Below are 25,577 nucleotides of genomic sequence, written 5' to 3'. Positions count from 1 at the left end.
CCGGAGCGCCAGCGAGGGGCAAAGGCGGAAGGCAAGACAAAAGGACGCGGCACCGGGCCGCGTCAAAAGCCAGTCTGCACATGGGGGTTGCGCGGCACGCAGCGGCTTCGCCGCCGTGCCGCTTGTGGCGCGAAGCCGGCGCCGATGCGGGCATGTCTGCGTGCTTCGCACGACCGGACACGCCGGAGCTTGCAGGGAACGCAGCCATGACCGACCGCCGCGACGACGATTTCCGCATCCGCCCCAGCGCCCCGAAGAATCGGGGCCAGGGCTTCGTCTCCAAGGTGCTCAAGCAGGCAGGCAAGGCCAGCAGCGGCAAGTCCGCTGTGCGCCGTCCTGGCACTGCCAGCGGCACCGGGAGGGGCACCGGCCAGCGGCCCGGCTCGCGCCTGGGGCGCGGCCACACGGCGGCGCGCTTCGCCGGGGCGAAGCTGACGCCCATGTCTCGGCGTGTGACCATCAAGACGCTGTTGGTCAACCAGCGCCAGGCCAGCCCGCAGTCGCTTGCCAAGCACCTGCGCTACATCGAGCGCGACGGTGTGGGCCGCGATGGCGAGCCGGGCCAAGCCTACGGGCCGCAGACCGATGCCGCCGACCTCGACGCCTTCAAGGAACGCTGCGCCGACGACCGGCACCATTTCCGCTTCATCCTCGCCCCCGAGGACGGCGCGGAACTGGAAGACCTGCGCACCTACACGCGCCACCTCATGGGCCGCATGAAGGCCGATCTGGGCACCGGCCTCGATTGGGTGGCGGTCAACCACTGGAACACCGACAACCCGCACACGCACATCGTCGTGCGCGGACGTGACGACACGGGCAAAGACCTCATCATCGCGGGCGACTACATCGCCGACGGCCTCCGCCACCGGGCCGCCGAACTGGCGACCGAATGGCTGGGGCCGCGCACCGAGCTGGAGATCCAGCAGACCTTGCAGCGCGAGGTGGAGCAAGAGCGGTGGACGAGCCTGGATCGCACCTTGAAGCGCGAGGCCGGCGACGATGGCCTGGTGCATGTCGAACGGCTCAACGAACCCCGCTTGCAGCGCCAACGCCTGCTGCTGATCGGCCGCCTGCAACGCTTGCAGCGCATGGGCCTGGCCGACGAGACGCAGCCGGGCACCTGGGCCGTTCATGCCGATGCAGAGAAGACCCTGCGCGCCCTGGGCGAGCGTGGCGACATCATCCGCACGATGCAGCGGGCAATGAGTGGGCAGCCGCGAGAACTGGTGGTGTTCGAGCCGGGCGACGATGGCCGAACTATCCTCGGGCGCGTGGCCGCGAAGGGGCTGGCCGACGAGCTGCGCGACCGGGGCTATCTGGTCATCGACGGGGTGGACGGCAAGGCGCACTACGTCGCGCTCAATGCCCGCGACGAGCTGGCGAACTACCCGACCGGGGCCGTGGTGGAGGTGAAGGGATCGGCCGACGTGCGCGCGGCCGACAGGAACATCGCCGCGCTGGCGAGCAATGGCCTGTACCGTACCGACCATCACTTGGCCGTGGCACAGGGCCAGGCCGTGCCGGGCCGCGACCCGCAGGAGGTTGTGGCGGCCCACGTTCGCCGGCTTGAAGCCCTGCGCCGGGCCGGCATCGTGGAGCGCGTGACCGAGGGGCTATGGAAGGTGCCGGGCGATCTGCCCGAGCAAGGCCGCCAGTACGACGCGCAGCGCCTGGGCGGCGTGGCCGTGGAACTGAAATCGCACCTGCCCATCGAGCGGCAGGCCCGCGTGATCGGGTCCACCTGGCTCGACCAGCAGTTGATCGGCGGCGGCTCGGGCCTGGGCGATCTGGGCTTTGGTGGCGACGCCAAGCAGGCCATGCAACAGCGCGCCGACTTTCTGGTCGAGCAGGGGCTGGCCGAGCGGCGCGGGCAGCGCGTGATCCTGGCGCGCAACCTGCTGGGCACGCTGCGCAACCGGGAGTTGGCACAGGTCGCCAAGGACATTACGGCCGAAACGGGCCTGGAGCATCGCCCCGTGGCCGACGGACAGCGCGTGGCTGGCATCTACCGGCGCTCCGTCATGCTTGCCAGCGGGCGCTATGCGATGCTCGATGACGGCATGGGGTTCAGCCTGGTGCCCTGGAAGCCGGTGATCGAGCAGCGGTTAGGGCAGCAGATTGCAGCGACAGTGCGCAGCGGCAGGGCGACTTGGGAAGTTGGTCGGCAACGCGGGCAATCAATCGGCTAACCACTTGCTACCGATCACAGTATTCAGTTCAAGCCGTTTGTCGTTCCTTGGCGATGAATCTCAGTCCAACCCCAGGTTCAGTCACGATATAACGGGGTGCGGAAGCATCGTCTCCAAGTTTGTGACGCAACTTGCCGACAAGAATGCGTAAGTAGTGAGCATCTTCGTCGTGCGTCGGTCCCCACAGTTCCCTTAAAATTTGCGTTTGCGTGATCAACCGTCCTGGTTGGAGAGCCAATAGAGACAGTAGAGAAAACTCCTTACGACTTAAAGTGACGATCTGGCCATGAACCGTCACTTCCCGGTTTACCAGATCTATGCTGACAGTCCCATCGTCATAGACTGGACCTTCCTCCAGACCAGATCCTACGGTTCGCAGGAATGCGCGAATACGCGCCATGAGTTCCTCGACACCGAATGGTTTGGTCACGTAATCGTTAGCGCCCGCATCTAACAAGGCTACCTTTTCCTCCTCGCCGGACCGCACCGTCAACACTATGACAGGCACGCGTGACCACTGCCGAAGCTCTTTGAGAACTTCCTTTCCGTCCTTGTCCGGCAGCCCCAGATCAAGAACGACGAGATCCGCCCCCTTACTGGCTAGCAGCGTTAGTCCCTCGCGTCCCGTTCCTGCCAACAGGGTGGCATAGCCCTGCGAACGCAAACTGATGTCGATGAACTTGCGAATCTGCGGTTCATCATCGATTACAAGAATCCTGGCAGCCGGCGCGCTCGCAGTCGATTCATTAGGTCGTCCCATCATCTTCTTTCGCCTCTTGCTTGGCATATTCGCCCCACGGCAAGGTCAGACGGATCGTGGTTCCCTTGCCTTCCCGTCCGGGCAGTGCCTGGACGCTGCCCATATGGGCGCCCACGATGCCTTGGACTATCGTCAATCCCAGACCAGTCCCTTGCTTGCCCCGGTCGCCACGCTCCACGCTGTAGAACATATCGAAGATGCGTCGTCGTTCGTCTTCTGGAATGCCGGGACCACGGTCCGAGACGTCTACTTGCAATTGACCATCTTCATTGCGCTGGACCTTCACGTGGATGGGAACTTCCAGAGGGGAGAACTTTGCCGCGTTTTCCATCACGTTGAACAAAGCCTGCTCGATTAGGGCGGGATGGACATGAATCGGCGGCAGCCCCGAGGGAATGTCGAGCTCCAGGCGGATATTCGGCTCGTACCGTTGCAGACGCCTTGACGCCGACCCCACTAATTCGTCTATACCGATCCAGTCGCGCGTCAACGTCAGGCCCTGCTGCCCAAGTCGCGTCATGTCGAGCAGGTTCTGAATGTAGCGATCCAGGCGTTCGCCCTCAATATGAATGGTTTCCAGCAAACTCTGCTGATCCTCCGTTCCCATGTTCTTGCCGTACCGCGCCAGACTGTCGGCCGCCCCTATCATCGATGACAAGGGCGAGCGCAGATCGTGCGACACGGATGACAACAACGCGGACCGCAGACGCTCCGTTTCTCCCGTGACCCGCGCCTCCTCCAATTGTGATACCAACCGCGTGCGTAGCGCCGCCTGACCAATGTCTTCCACCATGCTTTCTGCGAGGCGGCGCTGCTCAAACGATAGACGACCCATATCCGACCGGAACCTTAGTCCGGCCACGCCTAGCGCGTCTTTGTCCGAACGCACTGGGAGGAACAGCCAACTGGAACTACTCAAGGTGTCTGTGTAACGCCCGCTCATTTGTCCGTGTTGTTGCGTCCAGTCCGCCGCCATCAAATCTTTATCGGTAAGCGGGGTTGTGGCTGCGGTAGGCCCCGATTCCCCGTTGATGCGTATCCATGCTTCGGCATGAAGGGTCGATCTTAGTATCGAGGCGCCTGACGCAATAACCTGTCCAAGATCGGCTGCCTTGGCAAGTTGGCGTCCCAATTTCTGCATTGCTGTAGCGTGAGTGTTGGCGGCTCGCAGTGCCACTACTTGTCTGCGTAGTTGCGAAGCCAAGCGCCCCGCGATCAGTGCTGCTGCGAGAAACAGCATTACGGTTGCGACGCCCCGAGGGGCGCTGATCAGAAAGGTAAGCTTTGGCTCGATAAAGAAGAAATCATAGGCCAAGAAGCAGAGAACTGCAGTGATAACTGCTGACGCCATGCGAGTGCGTGACGCGACCAGCACAACGGCGACGAGAAAGATCAGCGACAGATCCTGTAATCCTAGAACTCGTTCAGCCAAGGCTGCTGAACCTATGGCGGCAGCGCTGGCCAGAAGAATCAGCGAGACTTCCCGTTTCGTAATTCGGCTGCTGGCCGTGTCCGTCCAATATATCGTCTGCTGCCGCGCCTGCGGTGTGCTGACAATCGTCAGTTCGTAGCGAGCGCCGCGCTGAAGCAGTTGCTGCGTCAATGTACGGTTGAACATTCGGGCGAAAGGACGCTCGCGTGTGCGACCGATCACAATGGATCTTGCGCCGCGCGCTTCCGCAGCGTCCAGCAATGCCTGCGTGACGTCGGTGTTGTTCATCACCTCCGTCTCCCCGCCAAGATTGCGCGCTAGCGCAAAAGCCTTGTCGATCTCCATCAAACGTTGCTGCTCAGCACGCGCGTTCCTTCTGAGCCATGAGATCGGCTGGGCGATGCTGCCTACTTGCTGTGTCGCGTCGGCAGACCTTCCTGTGTCTACGGTGACCACTGACCATGGCGAGCCACGTCGCTCGGCCATTCTGGAACCCGCTCTCACGAGATATTCGGATTGTCCCCGGCCATCAATGGCGATCAGCACATGGTGTTGGATGGGACTGCCTGCCAGCCCGCGTGCGGCACGCTTTTCGCGAAGGTCGACATCGACGTGCTCCGCCACCGTTTGCATTGCAAGCTCACGCAAGGCGGTGAGATTGGACGGTGAGAAGAACGCCTGTAGCGCTCTCGCAGCCTGTTCGGGAATATAGACTTTCCCATCGTTCAGACGTTCTATCAGTTCGCGCGCAGGCAAATCGACCAGACGAATGTCACGCAAACGCTCAAAAATAGTGTCAGGAACAGTCTCGCTTACTCGAATACCTGTAATCTGGTGCACAACGTCGTTCACACTCTCCAGATGCTGGATATTGACCGTCGTGTAAACGTCGATACCGGCGTTGAGCAATTCCTCCACATCCTGCCAGCGCCGCTCATGACGGCTTCCAGGGGCATTGCGATGGGCCAGCTCATCTACTAAGGCAATTGCCGGCTTGCGTGCTAGCAAGCCATCCAGGTCCATTTCCTCCAGTTGCCGCCCTCGATACTCAATTGTTTTGCGAGGCAGCAGTGGGAGCCCCTCGACCAGAGCCCGGGTCTCGCCACGGCCATGGGTTTCGACGATACCAATAACGACATCCACCCCTTGGCGGTGCAGTTCTCGCGCACGGGCCAGCATGGCGTAGGTCTTGCCAACGCCAGGCGCAGCACCCAGAAATACCGTCAACCGCCCGGCAGATTCTCGCTTGAGTTCACCCAGTATGGCGTCGGATTTTATGGGTTGGGTCGCTCCCATAAGGCGGTCCTCGTAACTCGGTAACGTCCTAGAGTTTTGGGCAACGTTTTTAGCGTTGCCCAATTATTCCATAGGATTAAATTTCAGAAGAATGGGGTCAGTAGAATGTCTATCAGCTTGATTCCAATGAACGGCGCGATGAGGCCACCGACCCCGTAGATCAGTAGATTGCGCCTGAGCAGGTGGGATGCAGGTTCGGACCGATATTTCACGCCACGTAGGGCAAGCGGTATCAAGGCGACGATGATCAGCGCATTGAAGATCACCGCGGATAGAATCGCCGAGCTGGGACTGTGCAAGCCCATCACGTTCAATGCTCCCAATGCCGGATAAGTGGCGACGAACGCGGCCGGAATGATCGCGAAGTACTTCGCCAGGTCATTCGCTACACTGAACGTGGTCAATGCCCCTCGCGTCATGATCATCTGCTTGCCCACCTCGACGACACGCAGAAGCTTGGTGGGATTGCTGTCCAGATCCACCATGTTGCCCGCTTCTTTCGCGGCTTGAGTGCCGCTGTTCATGGCCACTGCCACGTCAGCCTGTGCAAGGGCGGGTGCGTCGTTGGTGCCGTCTCCCGTCATCGCCACCAAGCGGCCTTCGGCCTGGTATTTGCGGATCAGGCTGAGCTTGTCTTCAGGCGTCGCTTCTGCAAGAAAGTCGTCCACTCCAGCATCAGCGGCAATCGAGGCAGCGGTAAGCCTGTTGTCACCCGTGATCATGACCGTCTTGATGCCCATGGAACGCAGCTGGGCGAAGCGCTCCTTGATTCCATGCTTGATGATGTCCTTGAGTTCAACCACACCGATGACGCGGGGGCCGTCAGCCACAACCAGGGGGGTGCTGCCGCGCCGAGAAATTTCCTCGACTGTCAGATTGACGGCCTCAGGGAACGTCCCACCGGCATGCTCCACATAGGCACGAATCGCCGATGCAGCCCCTTTGCGCAGTTGCCGATTATCGATGTCGATGCCACTCATGCGTGTCATCGCACTGAATGCAATGGGCTGCGCACCATCCAGTGTCCGAGGCTTGACATTGAAGCTGCGCTTGGCCAGCGTCACGATGGAACGGCCTTCCGGCGTTTCGTCGGCCAGCGAAGCCAGGTAGGCAGCGTCGGCAACAGCCTGCTCCGAGAGGCCTGGAGCGGGTACAAACCTGACGGCTTCACGGTTGCCTAGGGTGATTGTGCCAGTCTTGTCGAGCAGGAGCACGTCAACGTCACCAGCAGCTTCGATCGCACGGCCGGAGGTCGCCAGAACATTGGCGTTCATCATCCGGCTCATGCCGGCGATGCCGACCGCCGATAGCAGCGCGCCGATGGTGGTCGGGATCAGGCACACGAGCAAGGCAATGAGGACCGTGATGCTCACCGGCTGCCCTGCGCCATTGACCTGTACGCCGAACATGGAGAACGGCAACAGGGTCACGCACACCAGCAGGAAGATCAGCGTCAGGGCGACCAACAGGATGTTCAGCGCAAGCTCGTTAGGTGTCTTGCCTCGCTTGGCACCCTCAACCATGGCGATCATGCGGTCAAGGAACGCCTCACCAGGCTTCGCTGTGACGCGCATGATGATCCAGTCTGAGAGCACGCGGGTTCCGCCGGTAACTGAGCTGAGATCGCCCCCAGCCTCGCGGATCACCGGGGCCGACTCCCCTGTGATGGCTGACTCATCGACGGAGGCAACCCCAACCAGTACCTCACCGTCCGCTGGGATGGTTTCTCCGGCGTTGACGTGGACGTAAGCACCCACGGCCAATTCGTCGCTGGGGACGGGCCAGCTCGTACCGTCTAGCTTAGGTTCCTTGAGCACACGGGCAACCACTCGCCGCCGAGAGGCGCGCAGCGCTTGAGCATGCGCTTTGCCGCGGCCCTCGGCCAATGCCTCGGCTGCGTTGGCGAAGAGCACGGTGAACCAGAGCCAGGCAGCCACTGCAAAGATGAAGCCCGCCGGGGCGTCGCCATCTCCTCGCACAGCCTGAATCCCCAGAACCGTTGCCACGATGCTGCCGATATACACGACAAACATCACTGGGTTCTTCATCTGCACCCTTGGAGACAGCTTACGGAACGCTTCACCAATAATCGAGGACCATGGCAGGGCGCCGGGCTGAGGGTTTGGCGGCTTACCAGATGGGCCGGTGCTATTAGTAGACGTGATGACTTTTGTTTGGGACATAAAAACTCCCAGCTTTATTGAGTGACTGGCCGGGCCTTGAAGGCCTCGTCCAGTGCAAGGTTGAGTTCCAGCACATTGACGCGGGGTTCGCCAAGAACGCCGAGCTGACGTTGCGCTGTGTTCTGTTCCAGCACCGACAGCACATCCTTCTCAGGCACATTGCGCGCCTTTGCCACCCGGGGCACTTGCAGCCGGGCGTTCGCTAACGAAATGTGCGGGTCAAGGCCGGAGGCAGATGCGGTCACCGCATCGACCGGTACCTTCGCGTCAGCTGCCAGACCGTTTTCCTCCCGGTAGGCTTTGGTGCGCTCTGCCACGGCGTCGAGCAGTTTCTTGCTCAGCGCCCCCTGGTTGCTCGCGCCGCTGTTGGCAGCGTTGTACGGCTGGTCGATCGAATTGGCTGGATCGTTCGGGTCAGTGCCGGAGGTGGCACTGGGGCGGCCATGGAAATACTGAGGCTGCGTGAAAAGCTGGCCAATGACACGCGAGCCGACGGCCTGTCCGTTGCGAGTAATCAAACTGCCTTGCGCCTGATCGCTAAAGAGCAGTTGGGCCACACCAGTAGTGGCCAGTGGATACACCAGTCCGGTCACGATCATGAAGAGCACGGCAGAAACAAGCACCGGGCGGGTGACACCGCTGAATGCCGATGTCACAGCCGGGCTGACTTGTGTTTGAATTTCAGTCATAGCTACTCCTTAGAAGGTCTGGCCCGTGAGCAACAGTAAGTGCTCCACGATGGGACCCAGAGCGAGAGCGGGCAGGAAAGTCAGTCCGCCGACGATGAGGACGATGAAAACCAGCAGCCCCGTGAACAGGGGCGTGGCTGTCGAGAGCGTTCCTGCGCTGGCCGGAATGCTGTTCTTGGCTGCCATTACTCCAGCGACCGCGAGCATGGGCAGCAGCGTGAAGTAGCGGCCCACGAGCATGGCCAGGCCGATGGTCGTATTGAAGAAAGGCGTATTGGCATTCAGGCCCGCAAACGCAGAGCCGTTGTTCGCCGTGCCTGACGTATACGCATACAGGACTTCACTGAAGCCGTGTGGCCCGAGGTTGGCCAAGCTTTCCATGGTGGCCGGGACCAGGCATGCGATGGCCGTGAATCCGAGGATGCTCAACGGATGGGCGAGCACGGCGATCATCACGTACTTCATCTCCCGTGCCTCGACTTTCTTGCCAAGAAACTCAGGAGTGCGGCCGATCATCATGCCCACAAGGAACACCGTGAGGATGGCGTAAGTGACCAGATTGATCAGACCCACGCCATCACCACCGAATACGTTGTTGAGCATCATCTGCGCCAACGGAACGAAACCGCCCATCGGGGTGTAGGAGTCGTGCATCGAGTCCACCGAGCCGGTGGTTGCGGCTGTGGTTACTGCTGCAAACATGCTGCTTTGAGCCACGCCAAAGCGCAGTTCCTTGCCTTCCATGTTGCCGCCACCCTGCAGAGCGCTTTGCGTCTGATCCACGCCCAGGGGCGTCAACATCGGATTGCCGCTATGCTCCGCGTTGTAGATCAACGCAAGAAAGCCTACGAACATCACAACGAAGGCGCCAAAGAAGGCCCAGCCTTGCCTGCGGCGCATGATCATCGAGCCGAACGTGTAAGTCAGCGCAGATGGGATCAGCAGCATGCTGAGCATGTGCAGCGTGTTGGTCAGCGGCGTCGGATTCTCGAACGGATGTGCGGCATTCATGCCGAAAAAGCCACCGCCGTTGGTGCCGATGTGCTTGATCGTCTCGAAGCTCGCGACCGGCCCCATGATGATCTGCTGCTTGGCTCCTTCGAGCGTGGCGACAACTGCGTCGGCACTCAGCGTTTGCGGCATGCCTTGCCAGACATAAACCAGTGCCATCACGAAGCACAGTGGCAGCAGGAGCCGATAGAGCACACGAGTGAAATCCACCCAGTAGTTACCGATGTCGCCGGTGGACCTGCGGCTCAGGCCCCGGATGAACCCCCCTGCGGCAGCCACGCCCGTTGTTGCGCTAACGGACATCAAGAAGGTGATGACCGCCATTTGTGAGAAGTTGGACAGGCTGCTTTCGCCTGAATAGGCTTGCCAGTTGGTGTTGGTGATGAAAGAAGCCGCAGTATTGAATGCCAGATCAGGCGTTTGAGACGCCCTCTCCAGCGCATCGCCAGGCAAATACTGCTGCACGCGCAGCAGAACGTAGCCAAGGAGCATCATGGTGGCGTTGCTCAGGACGAGCACCATCCCGTAGCGTTTCCATGACATCTTCTCCGACGGGTCAACGCCAAGAACTCGATAGGTACCACGCTCCAGAAAACTATGCGCAGGACTTGTGAAAAGACGTGCCATCCATTTCCCGAGCACCACGACCAGGCCGGTCATGATCACAAGGATGATGGCGAATTGGACAATGTCGACAGTCATCTTGGACTCCGATCAAATTTTTTCGAGGCCAACGATGAACCCCGCCGTGATTACGAAAAATCCGCAAGCCAATGCCAAAAACAAGAAATCACCCATAAATGCACCTCGATTGATTTGAATAATTTTGTGATCAGAATTTTTCAGGCCTAATCAGTGCGTAAAGCAAATATGCAAATAATCCGAACGATATCAATCCGATAATCAAATTCATGATCCACCTTTATTGAGAATTGCCAGGCTGCTGGCAAGTTAATGATTTCTAGAAAGAGGCTTGCAGAGCGAACTCAACACGAGAGCCCGCCATACTGGGAAACATTCTTTTTGCGGCGGAGTCCGTCCCGTGCAGCGTCAGCCTTGCCTCGAATGGGGCTTGAAATCCCCACACCACGCCCAGGGAGCCGTGGGTGTAGCTATCCGCGTAGGCGCTGTCCAGGAAGTAGCGCGCTAGCGTGCCCTCGAAACGCCATTTTTCATTGACGGGGTATCGCACGCCGATGAGCGCATAGGTACCAGTTGTCTTGCTGGCCATCGCGTTCGTGGAGCGCCCCACCGACAGCCAGTAGTTGTCGCGCCAAGTAAGCGCCGCGTTGACTTCGTTCCAGTTGGGGGAGCCTTGTGTACCGGGGTATTGATAGCGCAGGTAATACGCATCAAGCGCCCAGTCTTCTGCCAGCTTGCCGCTCCAGCCCAGAGCGATATCGAATTCGCTACTGGCATTGTTATCTGGCTTGAACTTGACGTTGGAACCCCAGGCCGAAGCATAGAAGCCGGAGTCGTGGGCGTACTTGACTCCTGCTTGAACCGCTGGCTTCTCACGTGTCTGTGAAGAGCCGCGCCACACGTAGTCCGACGTCAATGCAACATTGCCGGAGACTTGCGCTTGAACGCTGGTTGCCGCCCCAAGCAGCAGCACGCTGATCGCAGCAACGACCTTTCTAATCGCCTGAATTTTTTCGAAATGCATGATTTTTCTCGCGAACGAATAGCGAAATGCCCATGCAACCAAGTATTCAGTGAAGGCGCGTAAATTTTCCATTCATGAACAATCTCCACGCATAAATTCTACGTAAATTATGAGGATCTTCGCTGTCGCACACGAGTTTAGTGAAGTCGGTCAAGCGCCTCGACGTTCGCGTACGCGCGCGGCGGCTGTGATCGTAAATTTATGTTGAATTTACGACGAGCGGAGTCTGCTTGAGGTATGGTTTTCAGGCCTCCGGCGTAAGAGTATTCAATCAAATACAAGACGCTATCCTCATTGACACTGTTGTGGTTGGATTCGTCTCCTTTTTGCGCACTGCAAAAATGAGCTGCATGGCTTGCAAGTCGACTTAAAGAATCGCTACCGAGCTGAAATTTTCAAATATGCGCCAATCTTCTTAAAGCTGCATATATGGGTGATTGATTTGACCGAAAATGAAACGTCAGCGAGATAGAAAGAATGGAGTTACGCCACCTTCGATACTTTCTCGCAGTTGCAGAGGAGCTTCGCTTTGTTCGTGCTGCCGAGCGACTGCACATCGAGCAATCACCGTTGTCGCGCGCAATCAAGGAGCTTGAGGAGGAGTTGGGTGTCCTGCTATTTGCGCGCACCACGCGCAGCACGCAATTGACCCGTTCTGGCAAGTTGTTCTTGGAGCATGTGCGCCGTGTATTCACCGCCTTGGAGCAAGCACGGGATAGCGTGCGAGCGGCAGCTAACGGCTTTCACGGACAATTGCGCGTAGCATTATCGGACGGCATTACACCGTCGCGCTTGCCGGCATTGCTGGCGCAATGCCGGCAGGAAGAACCCGAAGTGGAACTCAGATTCTTCGAGATTCCACTGTCGCAGCAGATCAAGGGACTGCATGACGACTCGTACGACGTGGGATTTGCGCAGTCCGACGAGGTAGGCGATGGCATCTTCGCTCTACCTGTCTGGAGCGATCCGCTCATGGTTGCGGTGCCAGCTCGGCATCCACTGCTGGCCCACAAGCGGATTCCTCTGGACGAACTGCTGCGCTATCCGCTTGTCCTGTGTGACCCACAAATCTGTGAAGGCCATGCCAAGCATGTCGAGCGAGTATTGCGCCGTACCGAAATGGAGCCGCTGATCGCGGAACGAGTGGCATCCGCCGACCTGATGATGGCGCTGGTGGCGGCAGGCTTTGCGCTTGGGCTGGCAGGTGCGGCGCGCATTGCTGCCAGCCGTGAACCTGGCGTAGTGGCCCGGCCTCTGGCGTCGCGCGTACCGCCGCTGACCACTTATTTGCTGTATCCCGAAAGTGAGCCGCTGGAAGTGCTAGAACGATTTATTGGGCGCGTACAGGCGATCGAATCCCTGGAATCTCCCAGGCCTATGCGAGGCCGCTGTTCTGACATATCGGAGGAACCCGCATCATGAGGAAGATACTTCCGCTTTTACTGGCTGCCGCGTTGACTGCTTGCGGCCCGTCTGAGATGCCTCAGAAGGCCGACACCTCGGAAGCGAATATCCCGACGGTGGAAGAACTGGCGGCCAATCCCGAGCGGCTCAAAGAGCTGCGCCAGCAATGCAAGACCGACCGACCGAAGCTGGGCGACTTGCTGTGCAACCGGGTGACCGAGGCCACGCGCAAGCGGTTCTACGGCGATGGCGAAACCCCTTACACGCCGCCGAAGGAATCGCCCAAGTTCTGATTGTTGGTGGATAGCCGCTTCGCCTTCATTTTTTTGTTCGACACGCCGCAACGCGCCTTCGCTTGCGGCGTTTTTCTTTGGTTAGACACCGCGCGAACTCTGTCCTTTTGCTCGACCTTTCTGCTGAAAACGGTCTTTGACCGGCACTGACCCGGCACCGAACCTGACGCCTGCGGCACGTCCTTGTGCCGCTCTTTCCATGAGGAAAAAGCGCAGGAGAAATCGGAGGCCAGGTCATGCAAGGGACGAACGTGCTGTTCGGTCAGATCGCCGTGGTATTCGGCATCGTGATCGCCGGAGTGTGGGGCGCCACACAATGGACAGCAGCGGCCCTTGGCTACCAAGTACGCCTTGGCTCGCCCTGGTTCGACTTTCTTGGCACGTCGATCTACCACCCGTGGAAGCTGTTTGAGTGGTGGTTCTTCTTCGGCGCCTATGCGCCGGAAGTCTTCGACACCGGCGGCGCCATTGCCGGTGCCAGCGGCATGGTCGCCGTGGGCGTTGCCATCGCCATGTCGGTCTGGCGCTCGCGCCAAGCGCGCCTGGTCACGACCTACGGCTCCGCGCGCTGGGCCAACGCACAGGACATTCGCAGGGCTGGCCTCACGCAGCCTGCCGGAGTGTTCCTGGGCCAGCACGATCGCCAGTACCTGCGACATGAAGGCCCGGAACACGTCCTGACCTTCGCGCCCACGCGCTCGGGTAAGGGCGTGGGCCTGGTAGTTCCCACCTTGTTGAGCTGGCCCGCGTCGGCCGTCATCCACGACATCAAGGGCGAGAACTGGCAGATCACCGCCGGCTGGCGCTCGCGCTTCTCGCATTGCCTGCTGTTCAACCCCACGGATGCGAAGTCGGCGGCCTACAACCCGCTGCTGGAGGTTCGGCGCGGCATGCATGAAGTGCGCGACGTGCAGAACATCGCGGACATTCTGGTCGATCCCGAAGGCGCGCTGGAGAAGCGCAACCATTGGGAAAAGACCTCGCACGCGCTGCTGGTTGGCGCGATCCTGCATGTGCTCTACGCGGGTGCAGACAAGACGCTGCGCGGCGTCGCCAACTTTCTGTCCGACCCGGCCCGCCCGTTCGAGCTGACCTTACACCGGATGATGACCACGCCGCACCTCGGCGATGGGCCGCATCCGGTCGTCGCATCGGCGGCGCGTGAAGTCCTCAACAAGAGCGACAACGAACGCTCGGGCGTTCTGTCCACGGCCATGTCGTTCCTCGGCCTGTACCGCGACCCGACCGTGGCCGAAGTCACCTCGCGCTGCGACTGGCGCATCGCTGACCTGATCGCGGCCGAGCATCCGGTATCGCTGTATCTGGTGGTGCCGCCTTCGGACATATCGCGGACGAAACCGCTCATTCGCCTGATTCTCAACCAGATCGGGCGGCGCCTCACCGAATCGCTCGATGGCTCCGATGGGATCGAGCGCCGCCACAAGCTGCTGCTGATGCTCGATGAGTTCCCTGCGCTGGGGCGCCTGGACTTCTTCGAGACGGCGCTGGCCTTCATGGCGGGCTACGGCATCCGCAGCTTCCTCATCGCGCAGTCGCTCAACCAGATCGACAAGGCGTATGGGCAAAACCACTCCATCCTCGACAACTGCCATGTGCGCGTGACGTTCGCCACGAACGACGAGCGCACCGCCAAACGGATCTCCGAGACGCTGGGCACGGCCACCGAGCTGCGCGCCCAGCGCAACTACGCGGGCCATCGGCTCGCGCCGTGGCTGGGGCACCTGATGGTGTCGCGCCAGGAAACCGCGCGCCCGCTGCTGACGCCGGGCGAAGTCATGCAGCTTCCGCCTGAGGAGGCCGTGGTGATGGTGTCCAGCGTGGCGCCGATCAAGGCGAAGAAGCTGCGCTACTACGCGGACGCTAATTTCAAGCGTCGCGTGCTGCCACCGCCCGCGCTGGCGGATGGGCAGTACGCCGACGCGCCGCCATCGCGGCCCGACGACTGGAGCGGGCTGGCGATTCCTGCCGTGCCCGCCACACCGGCCACGGCATCCGCCGATGGCCTGGAGAACTTGGGAGCAGCCGACGACGGCGGCCCGCGCCGTCAGCCCGAACTCTCCGAAACCGTCGCCTACGACCCCGAGCTGGCCGCGCCTGTGGCCGACCTCGGCCTGCTGGACGACGACGACCTGCCGCTTCCCCTTCCTCGCCAGCTTGATCCGGCCATGCAGCGCACGGCCCGGCTGGCTTCCCTCGACCCCAACGACGGCATCGAGCTATGACCCAGCACCGTTTGAATCTCTTCATTCAGCCCGAGCACGCCAAGCGGCTGGACGAACTGGCCGCCAAGAAAGGCGTGTCCAAGTCGTCCATTGTCGCAGCGGCGCTCGCATCGTGGCTGTCGCCCGATGCCGCCGACCAGCGCGAGGCGGCCATCGCCAAACGCCTTGATCGCCTGTCGCGCCAGGCGGAGCGCATGGAACGTGACCAGAACATCGCCATCGAGACGCTGGCACTGTTCATTCGCTACTACCTCACGGTCAGCACGCCAGTCCCCGAAGCGCACCAAGAGGCCGCTCGCGCCCAGGGGAAGGCGCGCTTCGAGCAGTTCGTTGAACAGTTGGGCCGCCACCTGCTGCGCGGGCGCAGCCTGGTGCGCGACGTGGTGGAGGAGCTGCATCCCGACCCGATGCGGATGGAGGACGCGGCGGCAGCCGCGCAAGCGCGGGAGCGTGCGTCATGAGCGCCGCTCCGCAGTCCATGAGCGCCACGTCGCTCGACCGCCGCATCCAGATGTTGCGCACGGCGATGGGGCCGCTGATCGCCACCGCGCTCGAAGACCCGGACGTGGTGGAGGTGATGCTGAATCCCGATCGCACCCTTTGGGTGGATCGGCTGTCCAGCGGGCGCGCACCGATGGGCGTGGAGCTGTCCGAAGCGGACGGCGAGCGAATCATCCGCCTCGTGGCCGCCCACGTCGGCGCGGAGGTGCATCGCGGCCAACCACTGCTGTCGGCCGAGTTGCCCGAAACGGGCGAACGCTTCGAGGGCATCTTGCCGCCCGCCTCACCGGGGCCGGCCTTCGCGTTGCGCAAGCGCGCCATCGGCGTGATCCCGCTGGAGCGATACGTCATCGACGGCATGATGACCAGCGCCCAGGCGGGCTTTCTCGTTCGCGCGGTGCGCGAGCGGCAGAACGTCTTGATCGCCGGCGCCACCAGCAGCGGCAAGACCACGCTCGCCAATGCCTTGCTCGCGGAGATCGCCGCCACCGGCGACCGCGTGCTGGTGCTCGAAGACACGGTGGAGCTGCAATGCGCGGCTCGCGACCACGTACCGCTGCGCACGCGCGCAGGCGTGGTGTCCATGACGGAGCTGGTGCGTTCGTCCATGCGCCTGCGCCCGGATCGTGTCGTCGTCGGCGAGGTGCGCGGCGCCGAGGCACTGGATCTCATCAAGGTGTGGGGCACGGGCCACCCCGGCGGCATCGCCACGATCCATGCCGGCTCCGCGCTCGGCGCGCTGCTGCGCCTGGAGCAACTGATTCTCGAAGTGGCGGTGAACCCGCCGCGTGCGCTGATCGCCGAGGCGGTCAACGTGGTGATCCACATCGCCGGGCGCGGGCGCAAGCGCCGCATCGAGAGCATTGCCCGCGTCGTCGGCTTCGACGGCGTGGGCTACCAACTGGCGGATGCCCTGGAAACGCCGTTCCCCGAGCTGCTGCCGATCCCCGATGCCGCACCTGCTGCGGCGACATCCCTGTCCCCTGACTCTCTTGGAGAACTGCCATGACACACGCCCATGCTTTCCGTGTTTCCGTAAATCCGCCTTCCCACCTGGCCGAGCTGTCCGGCTTCGCGCGGTTGCGCAGTCTGGCCCGCCCTGCGGCGCAAGGGCTGCTGCTGGCCGCGCTGCTGCTGTTCCTGGCCGGAACCGCGCAGGCCGCCGGTTCCTCGATGCCGTGGGAAGGCCCGCTGCAATCCATCCTTGAATCCATCCAGGGGCCGGTGGCGCGCATCGTCGCGGTCATCATCATCATCGCCACCGGCCTCGCGCTCGCCTTCGGCGACACGTCGGGCGGATTCCGCAAGCTGATCCAGATCGTGTTCGGTCTGACTATCGCATTCGCGGCTTCGAGCTTCTTCCTGTCGTTCTTCAGCTTCTCCGGCGGGGCCGTCGTATGAGTGCCCCGGATACCTTCGCAGCCGGCTTCGAGGTGCCGCTGCATCGCTCGCTGACCGAGCCGATCCTACTGGGCGGCGCACCACGAACGGTCGCCATTGCGAACGGCACGCTGGCCGCCGCTGTCGGGCTGGGCCTGCAACTGTGGATTCCGGGTGTGGTGCTCTGGATCGTCGGCCATTCGCTGGCGGTGTGGGGAGCGCGCGTCGATCCGCAGTTCATGGCCGTGTTCGCCCGGCACATCAAGCACCGCCCGCTGCTGGACGTGTGAGGGGACGCCGCCATGCTGAACCTTGCCGAATACCGCCAGCGCCCGGCCTTGCTCGCCGACTGGCTGCCGTGGGCCGGATTGGTTGCGCCGGGCGTCGTCTTGAACAAGGACGGCAGTTTCCAGCGCACGGCCCGGTTTCGTGGGCCCGACCTCGACAGCGCGACGCAAGGCGAGCTGATCGCCACGTCGGCACGGTTGAACAACGCGCTGCGCCGCATGGGATCGGGCTGGGCGCTGTTCATCGAAGCCGAGCGTCGGCCTGCGGCCGATTATCCGCACTCGGAGTTTCCCGAGCCGCTTTCCTGGGTGGTGGAGGAAGAACGCCGGGCCGCCTTCGAGGAATCGGGCAATCACTTCGAGAGCGGCTATCACCTGACGCTGCTTTACCTGCCGCCGGAAGAATCCCGCGCCCGTGCAGCCAAGATGCTCTACGAGAACACGCCAACGAATGGCGTGGACTGGCGCGAGCGGCTGCAAGCCTTCGTCGCGGAAACGGATCGCGTCTTTGACCTGCTCGACGGCGTGATGCCGGAGATTGACTGGCTCGATGACGCGCAGACGCTGACCTACCTGCACGCGACCATCTCGACGCGGCGCTATCGCGTCGGCGTGCCCGAAGTGCCGTTCCACATCGACGCGCTGCTGACCGACTCGCCGCTGGTCGGTGGCCTGGCGCCCATGCTGGGCGACCAGCACCTGCGCGTGGTGTCGGTGCGGGGCTTCCCGACCTCGACCTGGCCGGGGATTCTGGACGACCTCAACCGCCTTGGCTTTGCGTACCGCTGGAGCACGCGCTTTCTCTGCCTCGACAAAGCCGAGGCGGAAAGAGAACTCGCCCGCCTGCGCCGCCAGTGGTTCGCCAAGCGCAAGAACGTCATCGCGCTGCTACGCGAAACGATCTTCCAGCAGGAAAGCCCGCTGGTCGATACCGACGCCAACAACAAGGCCGCCGACGCCGACGCTGCCTTGCAGGAGCTGGGCAGCGATCAAGTTGCCTTCGGCTATCTGACGGCGACCGTCACCGTCACGGACGAGGACGCCGCCGTCGCAGACGAGAAGCTGCGCATGGTGGAGCGCGCCATCCAGGGCCGGGGCTTCGTCACCATCCCCGAAACGCTCAATGCCGTGGATGCCTGGCTGTCTTCGATCCCTGGCAACGCCTATGCGAACGTGCGCCAGCCCATCGTCTCGACGCTGAACCTGGCGCACATGATGCCGGTGTCGGCGGTATGGGCCGGGCCAGAGAAGAACGACCACCTCGCCGGCCCGCCGCTGATCGTCACGCGCACCGATGGCGCGACGCCGTTCCGGCTGGTGACGCACATCGGCGACGTGGGCCACACGCTGGTCGCAGGCCCGACCGGCATGGGCAAGTCGGTCTTGCTCGCCACGCTGGCGATGCAGTTCCGCCGCTATCGCGGCTCGCGCATCTTCGCCTTCGACATGGGCCGCTCCATGCGGGCCGCCATCCTCGGCCTGGGCGGCGAACACTACGACCTGGGCACGGATGGCGAAATCGCCTTCCAGCCGCTCGCGCGCATCGACCGCGAGGGCTACCGCACCTGGGCCGCTGAATGGATCGAAGGCCGCTTGCTGCACGAAGGCGTGGCGGTCGGCCCCGATGAGAAAGCGGCCATCTGGTCGGCGCTGGGAAGTCTCGCCGGTGCGCCGCTGGAGCAGCGCACGATGACGGGGCTTTCCGTGCTGCTGCAATCGAACGCGCTGCGGCAGGCGCTGTCGCCTTACGTGCTCGGCGGCGCCCACGGCAAGCTGCTGGACGCCGATCACGATCGGATGGGCATGGCCGACGTGCAGTGCTTCGAGATGGAGGAGTTGATGCACAGCAAGGCCGCCGTCATGGCCGTGCTGCATTACCTCTTTGCGCGTTTCGATGAACGCTTCGACGGTGCGCCCACGCTGCTGATCCTCGATGAAGCCTGGCTGTTCCTCGATGACCCGGCGTTTGCCGCGCGTATCCGCCAGTGGCTCAAGACGCTGCGCAAGAAGAACGTCAGCGTCATCTTCGCCACGCAGAGCCTCGCCGACATCAAGGATTCGAGCATCGCGCCCGCGATCATCGAGAGCTGCGCGAGTCGGATTTTCTTGCCCAACCCGCAGGCCACCGAACCGCAGATTCGCACGATCTACGAGGGCTTCGGCCTCAACAAGCGGCAGATCGAAATCGTCGCCACCGCGCAGCCCAAGCGCGACTACTACTACCAATCCCGCCTCGGCAACCGCCTGTTCGACCTCGACCTGGGGCCGGCGGCGCTGGCCTTCGCGGGCGCATCCACGCCGCAAGACCAGCGCGACATAGACCGCGTGCTGCTGGACGCCGGCGTACCCGGTTTCGCGGGCGCGTGGCTGCGCCATCGCGGCCTCGATTGGGCGGCCGACCTGCTGCCCTCGTTCCCCGGCCTCGCGCCGGGTTCCCTCGCTGACCAACCCCAGGAGAACCTGCCATGAAGAAGCGCCTTATCGCCGCCGCCATCGCGGCCATGCTTTGCACTGCCACCGCCCATGCGCAATGGGTGGTGATCGACCCCACGAACCTCGTGCAGAACACGCTGACTGCAATCCGCACGCTGGAGCAGATCAACAACCAGATCCAGCAGCTTCAGAACGAAGCGCAGATGCTGATGAACCAGGCGCGCAACCTCGCCAGCCTGCCGTCCAGCGTGGTCGGCCAGTTGCGCGCCAATCTGGCGACGACCGAGCGGCTGATCGCCCAGGCTCGCGGCTTGGCCTACGACGTGACGAATCTGGATCGGGAGTTCGCGCGCCTGTATCCCGAGCAGTACGCCGCCACGGTGAGCGGCGACCAGATGTACCGCGACGCGCAGGAGCGTTGGAAGAACACCCTCAACGGCTTGCAGACCACGATGCAGATGCAGGCCCAGGTGTCGCAGAACCTGGGCGAAGACGAAAGCGTGCTGGCCGATCTCGTGGGCAAGAGCCAGTCGGCTCAAGGTGCGTTGCAAGCCATGCAGGCCATGAACCAGTTGCTGGCATTGCAGGCCAAGCAGTCGATCCAGTCGCAACGGCTCCAGATCACGCAGGATCGTGCGGCCTCGCTGGAACTGGCGCGGCAGGCGGCGGCCACCGAGCGCGCCCGCGAGGTGCGGCGACGTTTCCTGGGCGATGGCACGCAGTACACGCCGCAGCGCGTGGATTTCTACGGCAACTGACGGGAGGCCGCCATGCGATGCGTCCTCGCCCTTGGTGTCGTGCTGCTGGCCGCTTGCGGCGAGCAGCCGGCCGACCACCATGTCGATGCCCTGGCCGCCGATCCCATGCGGCTCAAGGCATTGCGCGCGCAATGCGCGGCCGACCGGCAGGCCACGGGCGAGGACGCTTGTCGCGCCGCCGCCGAAGCCTTCCGACGGCGCTTCTTTTCCGGCGAGGCCGGGCCAGATGAATACCAGACGCTGGCCGACCTGCCGTCGATCCCACCGAGCTTCGATGAGCCAGCCGATGGCGTAGCGCCGGCACCGCCGACCGAACCGGAGGGCACGCCATGAATGACGTGACCATCATCGACCAGTTCCTCAACACCTTCTCCGCCTACATCGACTCGGGTTTCGGGCTGCTGCGGGGCGAAGTGGCGTTCCTCACGGCCACGCTGATCGTCATCGACATGACGATCGCCGGCCTGTATTGGGCCATGAGCCACGCCACCGGCCAGGGCGAGGACGTGATCGCCAAGCTGCTGCGCAAGGTGCTGTACGTCGGCGCCTTCGCCTACATCATCAACAACTTCAACTGGCTGGCGAGCATCGTCTTCCGCTCGTTCGCGGGATTGGGCATCACCGCCACCGGCTCTGCCATCACGATGGAGAACTTCTTGCAGCCGGGCCGGCTGGCGAAAACCGGCCTTGACGCGGGCGGGCCGATCTTCCTCCAGCTCGACGACATGATGGGATTTCCCGAGGTGTTCTTGAACCTCGATGCCATCTTGGTGTTGTTCCTCGCCTGGCTGGTCGTGGTGCTCTGCTTCTTCGTGCTGGCGATCCAGCTATTCATCACGCTGATCGAGTTCAAGCTGACCACGCTCGCGGGCTTCGTGCTGGTGCCGTTCGCGCTTTGGAACAAGACCTCGTTCCTGGCCGAAAAGGTCTTGGGCAACGTGGTGGCCTCCGGCGTCAAGGTGCTGGTGCTGGCCGTGATCGTCGGTATCGGCTCGGGCCTGTTCACTCAGTTCCAAGTCCATCCCGATGAGCCGTCGCTCGACCACGCACTGGTCATCATGCTGGCCTCGCTCACCTTGCTGGCGCTGGGGATCTTCGGCCCTGGCATCGCCACGGGCCTTGTGTCCGGTGCGCCGCAGCTCGGCGCGGGTGCGATGGCCGGTGCTGCTGTCGGCGCTGCCGGCACGGCCGTCGCCATCGGCGCTGCCGCGACGGGCGTAGGCGGTGCCGTGGCCGCTGGCGCGCGCATGGCACCGGCTGCCGCCAAGCTGGCCGGCGCTGGTGCGCGTGCGGCCACGTCGGCGGCTGGCAGTGCGAAATCGGCGTTCCAGGCTGGCTCCGCCGCCGCAGGCGGTGGTGCGAAAGGCGCAATGGCAGGCCTAGGCAACGTCGCCAAGACCGGCGCGCAGGCAGCCGGGCGAGGCGCGGCATCCCGCGCCTCCGCTGCCGGGCAGCGCATGGCCGCTCCCTTCCGCGCTGGCTGGAATGGCGCTGCTGCCGATGGCAGTGCGGCATCCGGTCAGGGTGGCGCAGGCGAGGCCGCAGCCAGCGCCGCTACCGCACAGAAACAGGAACAGCCCGCTTGGGCCAAACGCCTGCATCGCCGCCAGCAACTCACCCATGCCGCGACCACCACCGCCCACACGCTACGCGGTGGCGATGGCGGCGGCTCCGGCCAGGGGCCGAGCCTGCGCGATTCCGATTCATAAGGAGAACTGACCATGCGATTCAAGAAACCGCAGGTGCGCTATGCCGACACGCCGCAGCCTGCCACGCCGTACCAAGCTGCCGGCCAGGTGTGGGACGAGCGCATCGGCTCGCCGCGCGTGCAGGCGAAGAACTGGCGCCTCATGGCCTTCGGCTGCCTGACGCTCGCGTTGCTGATGGCTGGCGGCCTGGTGTGGCGCTCGGCGCAGTCCTTCGTGACGCCCTACGTCGTGGAGGTGGACAACGCTGGCCAGGTGCGCGCCGTGGGCGAAGCCGCCACGCCGTACCGGCCCAACGATGCGCAGACCGCGCACCACATCGCGCGCTTCGTGACGCTGGTGCGCTCGCTGTCCATCGACCCCATCGTCGTCCGCCAGAACTGGCTGGACGCCTACGACTACACGACCGACAAGGGCGCGGCCGTGCTCAACGACTACGCGCGGGTCAACGACCCGTTCGCGCGCATCGGCAAGGAGTCGGTGACGGTACAGATCACCAGCGTCGTGCGCGCCAGCGACACGTCTTTCAACGTGCGCTGGACGGAACGCCGCTACGTCAACGGCGCCGCGGCGGGCTTAGAGCGGTGGACGGCCGTGGTGTCCATCGTGCTCCAGCCGCCGCGCACCGAAGAACGCCTGCGCAAGAACCCCCTGGGCATCTACGTCAACGGCCTGTCGTGGAGCCGCGAACTGGATTCTTCCGAAGGAGCCAAGCCATGAATGATCTTTTCCGTAAATCCGCCTTGCCGGTGATCTTGCTTGCCCTGGCGGGCTGCGCCACGCAGGGCAAGCCACCGCCGACCATCTCGCTCGATGAGCCGGTGCAGGCCCAGCCGCTACCCGAGCCACCCGCGCCGGTGGAGGTGGTGGCGGTGCCCGAGGTGCTGCCGATGCCGGCGCAGTTGAAGCCATTGCCCGAAGCCGAGGACACCAAGCCCACGCCGGAACCAGCCGACGAGAAGGTGCGCGTCTCACGGGCCAATGCCGAGGCGCGCGTCGCACCCACGCGCGAGGGATACGTCAACGCGATTCAGGTGTGGCCGTTCACCGATGGCGCGCTCTACCAAGTCTATGCAGCCGTGGGCCGCGTGACCGTGATTTCGCTCCAGCCGGGCGAGGAGCTGGTGACGGTGGCCGCTGGTGATACCGTGCGCTGGATCGTGGGCGATACGTCGAGCGGCAGCGGTGCTGACCTGCGCGTCAATGTGCTGGTCAAGCCGATCCGCTCGGGCCTCAAGACCAATCTCGTCATCACCACCAACCGCAGGACGTACCTGCTGGAGTTGGCTTCGACGGAAAAGACGTGGATGGCGTCGGCTTCTTGGGAGTATCCGCGTGACCGGATGCTGGCCTTGCAGCGCCAGGCGCAGGCGGCCAGCGCCGCCGCGCCGGTGGACTCCGGCTTGTCGCTGGAAAACCTGCGCTTCCGCTACGCGGTCAGCGGTAGCAACCCGCCGTGGAAGCCGCTACGCGCCTTCGACGACGGGCAGAAGGTCTATATCCAGTTCCCCGCCGGCATCGCGCAAGGCGAGCTGCCGCCGCTGTTCGTGATCGGGCCGGAAGGCGACGGGCAACTGGTCAACTACCGCTTCCGTTCGCCGTACTACATCGTGGATCGGCTGTTCGGTGCCGCCGAACTGCGCCTGGGCGGGGACAAGGGCGACGTGGTGCGAATTGAGCGCACGGACGGCGTTGCGCGGAGGAACTGACCATGAGCCAGGACGACACCCCCGACCTCGCCACGCCGCAGGCAGGCAAGGTCGCGCCGGAAGCGGTGGCGCTGCGCGCCCAGCCGCGCCCGGTCACTCGCCTGAACCGGCGCACGCTGGCCATCCTCGTCGGCGGCCTGTCGGTCGCCGTCCTTGGGGCCACGATCTGGTCGCTACAACCGCAGCGACGCAGTGCGGGCGAGCAAACCGAGCTTTACAACGTCGATCGCGTCTCGAAGTCCGAAGGGCTGGATGCGCTGCCGACGGACTACTCGAAGCTGCCACCAGCCTTGCCGCCCGATGTGCCCGAGCTGGGGCCGCCGCTGCCCGGCGACCTTGGCCCGGCCATCGTCGCTTCGCAGCAGCCGGTGACGCCGGGCTATTCGCCGCCAGGCCATGATCCCGAAGATGCCTTGCGCAAGGAGGCGGACGCGGCGGCGGCCTCGTCGGTGTTCTTCCGCTCGGGCGGCCAGGGCCAAGCCGCCGCCACGGTTGCGCAAGCTGCGCCGGGTGCGCCTGGTGTTGCAAACACACTTGCGGCCTTTGATCCTCTCGCTGCCGGGCCTGCCTCGACGGCGGCCCAGCCCGCCGACCCGACGACCGTGCAGAACCGGCAAGACCAGAAAGAGGCGTTCCTGAAAGCCGGTTCTACGGAAACCCGCAATTCCGGCAATCTGGCGCTGCCCGCGTCGCCTTATCAGGTGATGGCCGGAACGGTGATCGCCGGCGCGCTGGTGACAGGCATCAAGTCGGACTTGCCGGGCGACGTGATCGGCACTGTGACGGAGCCGGTCTATGACACAGCCACCGGCAAGTTCCTGCTGATTCCGCAGGGGTCGCGCATCCTCGGGCGCTACAACAGCCAGGTCAGCTACGGACAGAGCCGCGTGCAGGTGGTGTGGAATCGGATCATCCTGCCCGACACGTCCTCGCTGACGCTCGACAACCTTGTCGGCACCGACCCGGCCGGCTACGCGGGCTTGGAGGATGACGTGGACTGGCACTGGAACCGCATCTTTGCCGGTGCGGTGCTGACGACGCTGCTGGGCGTCGGCGCAGAGCTGGCCGCGCCAGAGAACCGCCAGGACGGCAACCGCATCGTCATTGCCGGGCGTGACAGCGCCCAGGACAGCATCAATCAGGTCGGCCAGGAGATCACCCGACGCAACATGAACATCCAGCCGACGCTGACCGAGCGGCCTGGCCTGCCCGTGCGGATCATCGTCAACCGGGATCTGGTGCTGCGGCCGTACCAGCCGCTGTTCTTCAATCGGGGAGCTTCGCAATGAGCACGACCAAGAAGCTGCGGCTCGGGCCGCTGCCCAAGACCGAGAACGTCAAGCTGACCTTCGCGTGTCCGGCCAGCCTGAAAGCAGACCTCGATCGCTACGCCGCGCTGCACGCGCAGGCGTATGGCGAGGCGGTCGATGCCGTGACGCTGATCCCGCACATGCTGGAGGCGTTCATGGTGGGGGATCGGGGATTCAAGCGCACACAGCCCAAGAACGGAAAAGCCGCCCCTGCGTGAACAGGGGCGGCTTTGGATTGGTGCCCGAGGCCGGAATCGAACCGGCACGCCTTTCGGCGAGGGATTTTCTTACCACTTCGACTTTCGCCGCCGCCCTGCTCAACGC

Annotated in this window: 24 protein-coding genes; 16 read left to right on the top strand and 8 right to left on the bottom strand. The window is 63.3% G+C overall.

From position 1 onward, the window contains the following. Nucleotides 1–206: 206 nt before the first annotated feature. On the top strand, nt 207–2,192 hold the full coding sequence (locus HNR28_RS16220; RefSeq protein ID WP_113931811.1) for a relaxase/mobilization nuclease domain-containing protein: 1,986 nt from the start codon (nt 207–209) through the stop codon (nt 2,190–2,192). A 28-nt stretch (nt 2,193–2,220) separates the two neighbouring features. Here the strand turns inward: HNR28_RS16220 and HNR28_RS16215 are convergent, their stop codons facing one another. The 7 genes from HNR28_RS16215 to HNR28_RS16185 form a co-directional block, all read right to left on the bottom strand. Next, the gene (locus tag HNR28_RS16215; protein ID WP_113931810.1) at nt 2,221–2,955 is read right to left on the bottom strand and encodes a response regulator; all 735 of its coding nucleotides are present in this window, start codon (nt 2,953–2,955) and stop codon (nt 2,221–2,223) included. Further along, entirely contained in the window at nt 2,939–5,680 is a 2,742-nt protein-coding gene (locus HNR28_RS16210) for a sensor histidine kinase (protein WP_113931893.1), read from the bottom strand. Before HNR28_RS16210 ends, HNR28_RS16215 begins: the two co-directional genes overlap by 17 nt. An 83-nt stretch (nt 5,681–5,763) precedes the next feature. Then, nucleotides 5,764–7,863: a potassium-transporting ATPase subunit KdpB gene (gene kdpB / locus HNR28_RS16205; RefSeq protein ID WP_113931809.1), complete on the bottom strand. Its 2,100-nt coding sequence runs from the start codon at nt 7,861–7,863 to the stop codon at nt 5,764–5,766. 14 nt (nt 7,864–7,877) lie between these two features. Then, the gene (gene kdpC / locus HNR28_RS16200; RefSeq protein ID WP_113931808.1) at nt 7,878–8,552 is read right to left on the bottom strand and encodes a K(+)-transporting ATPase subunit C; all 675 of its coding nucleotides are present in this window, start codon (nt 8,550–8,552) and stop codon (nt 7,878–7,880) included. Between the two features lie 9 nt (nt 8,553–8,561). Then, entirely contained in the window at nt 8,562–10,265 is a 1,704-nt protein-coding gene (gene kdpA, locus HNR28_RS16195; protein ID WP_113931807.1) for a potassium-transporting ATPase subunit KdpA, read from the bottom strand. Nucleotides 10,266–10,395: 130 nt separating this feature from the next. After that, the gene (gene kdpF, locus HNR28_RS16190; RefSeq protein WP_113931806.1) at nt 10,396–10,476 is read right to left on the bottom strand and encodes a K(+)-transporting ATPase subunit F; all 81 of its coding nucleotides are present in this window, start codon (nt 10,474–10,476) and stop codon (nt 10,396–10,398) included. Nucleotides 10,477–10,524: 48 nt separating this feature from the next. Beyond that, on the bottom strand, nt 10,525–11,301 hold the full coding sequence (locus HNR28_RS16185; RefSeq protein WP_244978335.1) for a TorF family putative porin: 777 nt from the start codon (nt 11,299–11,301) through the stop codon (nt 10,525–10,527). Nucleotides 11,302–11,706: 405 nt separating this feature from the next. Between HNR28_RS16185 and HNR28_RS16180 the strand changes: the two genes are divergently transcribed. Together HNR28_RS16180 and HNR28_RS16175 are read left to right on the top strand one after the other, a co-directional pair. Then, complete coding sequence (locus tag HNR28_RS16180; protein WP_113931805.1) at nt 11,707–12,651, top strand: LysR family transcriptional regulator; 945 nt, start codon at nt 11,707–11,709, stop codon at nt 12,649–12,651. Beyond that, the gene (locus tag HNR28_RS16175) at nt 12,648–12,926 is read left to right on the top strand and encodes an EexN family lipoprotein (RefSeq protein WP_151023900.1); all 279 of its coding nucleotides are present in this window, start codon (nt 12,648–12,650) and stop codon (nt 12,924–12,926) included. The genes HNR28_RS16180 and HNR28_RS16175 overlap by 4 nt, the downstream gene beginning before the upstream one ends. Here HNR28_RS16175 and HNR28_RS16170 read toward each other — a convergent pair. Then, the gene (locus tag HNR28_RS16170; RefSeq protein ID WP_151023901.1) at nt 12,893–13,168 is read right to left on the bottom strand and encodes a hypothetical protein; all 276 of its coding nucleotides are present in this window, start codon (nt 13,166–13,168) and stop codon (nt 12,893–12,895) included. The genes HNR28_RS16175 and HNR28_RS16170 overlap by 34 nt on opposite strands. On the opposite strand from HNR28_RS16170, the gene HNR28_RS16165 reads away from it, so the two are divergent. The 13 genes from HNR28_RS16165 to HNR28_RS16105 are packed head-to-tail and all read left to right on the top strand — an operon-like array spanning nt 13,163 to nt 25,471. Then, on the top strand, nt 13,163–15,169 hold the full coding sequence (locus tag HNR28_RS16165) for a conjugal transfer protein TraG (protein ID WP_151023902.1): 2,007 nt from the start codon (nt 13,163–13,165) through the stop codon (nt 15,167–15,169). The two genes, HNR28_RS16170 and HNR28_RS16165, sit on opposite strands and share 6 nt — an antisense overlap. Then, nucleotides 15,166–15,630: a ribbon-helix-helix protein, CopG family gene (locus HNR28_RS16160; protein ID WP_092700971.1), complete on the top strand. Its 465-nt coding sequence runs from the start codon at nt 15,166–15,168 to the stop codon at nt 15,628–15,630. Before HNR28_RS16165 ends, HNR28_RS16160 begins: the two co-directional genes overlap by 4 nt. Then, a complete protein-coding gene (gene trbB, locus HNR28_RS16155) occupies nt 15,627–16,679 on the top strand; it encodes a P-type conjugative transfer ATPase TrbB (protein WP_113931802.1) in 1,053 nt (350 codons plus the stop codon). Before HNR28_RS16160 ends, trbB begins: the two co-directional genes overlap by 4 nt. Beyond that, nucleotides 16,676–17,071 (top strand): TrbC/VirB2 family type IV secretion system protein, encoded by a 396-nt coding sequence (locus tag HNR28_RS16150; RefSeq protein WP_035481269.1) that lies wholly within the window; start codon nt 16,676–16,678, stop codon nt 17,069–17,071. The genes trbB and HNR28_RS16150 overlap by 4 nt, the downstream gene beginning before the upstream one ends. Then, nucleotides 17,068–17,340: a VirB3 family type IV secretion system protein gene (locus tag HNR28_RS16145; RefSeq protein WP_033453500.1), complete on the top strand. Its 273-nt coding sequence runs from the start codon at nt 17,068–17,070 to the stop codon at nt 17,338–17,340. Before HNR28_RS16150 ends, HNR28_RS16145 begins: the two co-directional genes overlap by 4 nt. A gap of 12 nt (nt 17,341–17,352) precedes the next feature. After that, nucleotides 17,353–19,806 (top strand): conjugal transfer protein TrbE, encoded by a 2,454-nt coding sequence (gene trbE, locus HNR28_RS16140; protein WP_074231538.1) that lies wholly within the window; start codon nt 17,353–17,355, stop codon nt 19,804–19,806. Then, nucleotides 19,803–20,528 carry a P-type conjugative transfer protein TrbJ gene (gene trbJ, locus HNR28_RS16135; RefSeq protein WP_023087421.1) on the top strand — a complete coding sequence of 242 codons (726 nt, stop codon included), beginning with the start codon at nt 19,803–19,805 and terminating at the stop codon, nt 20,526–20,528. Before trbE ends, trbJ begins: the two co-directional genes overlap by 4 nt. A gap of 12 nt (nt 20,529–20,540) precedes the next feature. Then, on the top strand, nt 20,541–20,861 hold the full coding sequence (locus HNR28_RS16130; protein ID WP_041110920.1) for an EexN family lipoprotein: 321 nt from the start codon (nt 20,541–20,543) through the stop codon (nt 20,859–20,861). Continuing rightward, complete coding sequence (trbL, locus tag HNR28_RS16125; protein WP_151023903.1) at nt 20,858–22,237, top strand: P-type conjugative transfer protein TrbL; 1,380 nt, start codon at nt 20,858–20,860, stop codon at nt 22,235–22,237. The genes HNR28_RS16130 and trbL overlap by 4 nt, the downstream gene beginning before the upstream one ends. Before the next feature lie 12 nt (nt 22,238–22,249). Then, nucleotides 22,250–22,954, top strand: a complete 705-nt coding sequence (gene trbF, locus HNR28_RS16120) for a conjugal transfer protein TrbF (RefSeq protein ID WP_031656899.1) — start codon at nt 22,250–22,252, stop codon at nt 22,952–22,954. Further along, entirely contained in the window at nt 22,951–23,943 is a 993-nt protein-coding gene (gene trbG, locus HNR28_RS16115) for a P-type conjugative transfer protein TrbG (protein ID WP_151023904.1), read from the top strand. The genes trbF and trbG overlap by 4 nt, the downstream gene beginning before the upstream one ends. Nucleotides 23,944–23,945: 2 nt before the next feature. Further along, nucleotides 23,946–25,232 carry a TraB/TrbI/VirB10 family type IV secretion system protein gene (locus HNR28_RS16110; RefSeq protein ID WP_031656895.1) on the top strand — a complete coding sequence of 429 codons (1,287 nt, stop codon included), beginning with the start codon at nt 23,946–23,948 and terminating at the stop codon, nt 25,230–25,232. Next, the gene (locus HNR28_RS16105; RefSeq protein WP_151023905.1) at nt 25,229–25,471 is read left to right on the top strand and encodes a DUF2274 domain-containing protein; all 243 of its coding nucleotides are present in this window, start codon (nt 25,229–25,231) and stop codon (nt 25,469–25,471) included. The genes HNR28_RS16110 and HNR28_RS16105 overlap by 4 nt, the downstream gene beginning before the upstream one ends. The last annotated feature ends 106 nt before the right edge of the window (nt 25,472–25,577 follow it).

It is taken from the genome of Castellaniella defragrans, assembly GCF_014203015.1.
In the GTDB taxonomy this organism is placed as follows: Bacteria; Pseudomonadota; Gammaproteobacteria; order Burkholderiales; family Burkholderiaceae_B; genus Castellaniella; species Castellaniella defragrans.
The sequence above is the reverse complement of the archived record's forward strand: the minus strand, read 5'-3'. Positions and strand labels throughout refer to the sequence as shown.